This window comes from Marinobacter flavimaris, from assembly GCF_002933295.1.
Lineage (GTDB): Bacteria > Pseudomonadota > Gammaproteobacteria > Pseudomonadales > Oleiphilaceae > Marinobacter > Marinobacter flavimaris.
The window spans coordinates 1-2144 of record NZ_PSSW01000034.1 but is presented as its reverse complement, the minus strand read 5'-3'; the positions used below and the strand labels follow the sequence as shown (position 1 = coordinate 2144).

The following is a 2144-nucleotide window of genomic DNA, read 5'->3' as shown; positions in this document are numbered from 1 at the left end:
TGTCAACAACAGTGAGTTTTGACCGATTTTTATCAGTTTAGATTGTCCGGTTTTCATCAGTTTTCAGTGACCGCTTTTTGAGTGTCCGGGTCGTCAGATTCCTCCTGTTGTTGAGTAGTACCGGGAACGAGTCCGGCCTTCCGTTTGTCCTTCAGTCGGTAGCTCTCGCCCTTGATGTTCAGTGTCGTTGAGTGGTGCAGCAGCCGGTCCAGTATTGCGGTGGCGATGACCTGATCTCCGAACACCTCGCCCCAGTCCATAAAGCTCTTGTTGGACGTCAGGATGGTGCAGGCGCGCTCATAACGACGGTTGATCAGCCGGAAGAACAGGCTGGCTTCCTCCCGGGTCATGGGCAGGTAACCGATCTCGTCCAGGATCAGGACCTTCGGGTAAGTCAGTTGTTGTAGCTGACGGTCCAGCCGGTTTTCCTGCCGCGCTTTCATCAGGGTGCTGACCAGGCGGTCCAGAGTCATGAACAGAACGCGATGCCCGGCTTCGGCAGCCTTCACGCCAAGTGCGACAGCCAGGTGGGTTTTACCCACCCCGGGCGGGCCCAGTAACACAACGTTCTCATTGCGCTCCACGAACCCCAGTCCGGACAGGTCCCGGATCAGCTTGCGGTCGATGCTCGGCTGGAAGCTGAAGTCGAATTGCTCCAGGGTTTTGATCCAGGGCAGGCGAGCCTGTTTCAGGCGGGTATCCAGGCCTTTCTGGTGGCGGCCACCCCATTCCTGGGCCAGGGCCTGTTCCAGGAACTCCCGGTAGTTCAGGTCTTTCTTGCTGGCGTGTTCACAGAGACTGTCCAGCGTGGCTTGCAGGTGGTCCATCTTGAGCCGGTCGAGGAGTTGGTCAAGGTTCATTGCAGCACCTCCTCATACACCGCCAGGCTTCGGTGCTGCACCGGCATCACGTCCTGCCACAAGGGACTATGATGGTCCTCAATAGCCTGCCAGCCGTCCTTGCGATCCGTGAGTCGGTGGCGAGCCACTTCCTGGCCACGGATGTCGTAGACGGTCAGTTCATCGTCCAGGCTGATGCGGATCGTGACCTGTTGCCCACAGCACTGGGCGGGCACACTGTACCGATTTCCCCGCACATCGATGTAGGCATCCCAACTAACATGGCGGACATCGTAGTATCGGGTGTCGAAGTCCGTTGCTGGCCTTGCCAGCAGGTGTGGCTTCTCGGCGTCGAACCGCTCCAGCGGTGTTTGCTGGAACTGCCGCAGCAGACGTTGATGGGCACAGGTTGTTAACCAGTGCTCCAGCAACTGATTCAGGTGCGCGTAGCTGTCGAAGCTGCGGTACCGCTGGAAGAAGTGGTGCTTTACGTAGCCCACCATCCGCTCGGTCTTGCCTTTGGTTCTGGGGCGCTGAGGGCGACAGGCTTTGGCAACGAACCCATAATGATTGGCCAGCTCCAGGAAGCCGGTATTGAAGGTGACCTTGCCATCACGGTCATGACGAACCACCGCCGCCTTCTGGTTATCCACCAGAACACTGGCGGGGACGCCATCAAAGTACCGGAAGGCTTGCACCAGGGACTCGTAGGTGTGTTCCGCATCCTGGCGTGGGCCGGCCCAGACGTGAAGGTATCGGGAGTAGCCCAGCACGTTCACCGCGATGTTGACGGTACAGATCCGGCCACCGATTTCGGTCCGGAGCTGGCCCCAGTCATGCTGAAGCTGCTTGCCCGGCTGCGTCTCGTATCGAACCGTTTGCTTACTGGCTCGAAGGGGGCGCTTGGGTTGTATGTACTCGCGGACCAGCGTTGAGGAGCCGCTGTACCCTTGTTCCCGCAACTGCTGGAAAATGACCTCGGCGTTCCAGACCTCATTCGCCAACTGCTGATCGATAAAAGGCTTGAAGGGATCCAGCTTGCTGGGCCGGCGTGTTTTGGGCTTGCCCGTCGGTGGTGCTGGCAGGGCCAGATAACGTCGCACCGTGCGTTCTGAACAGCCAATCCGGTGGGCAATGTCCACGATGTGTGCCCCTTGTACCCGTAGTTGCTTTATCATGAGAAAGTCCTCTCGGCTTTGCATGAGTCTTTTCCTTTCAGGTTTCGTCACCTTCAAGAAAAGGCCATGCGGGTCGGGAGGACAATCTATCCTGACAATTTACGGACTTTTAGCACTGTTGCTGACA

At 58.0% G+C, this 2144-nt stretch carries 2 protein-coding genes; both read right to left on the bottom strand.

What is annotated here, in order from left to right; all coding sequences use genetic code 11:
- Positions 1–56 precede the first annotated feature (56 nt).
- Entirely contained in the window at positions 57–860 is an 804-nt protein-coding gene (gene istB / locus MDHKLMBL_RS20610) for an IS21-like element helper ATPase IstB (RefSeq protein ID WP_052479629.1), read from the bottom strand.
- Complete coding sequence (gene istA / locus MDHKLMBL_RS20605; RefSeq protein WP_104272563.1) at positions 857–2041, bottom strand: IS21 family transposase; 1185 nt, start codon at positions 2039–2041, stop codon at positions 857–859. The genes istB and istA overlap by 4 nt, the downstream gene beginning before the upstream one ends.
- Positions 2042–2144 lie beyond the last annotated feature (103 nt).

Coding starts and splice junctions, on each gene's coding strand:
- istA (WP_104272563.1), bottom strand. CDS start 2,041: ATGCAAAGCCGAGAGGACTTTCTCATGATAAAGCAACTACGGGTACAA.
- istB (WP_052479629.1), bottom strand. CDS start 860: ATGAACCTTGACCAACTCCTCGACCGGCTCAAGATGGACCACCTGCAA.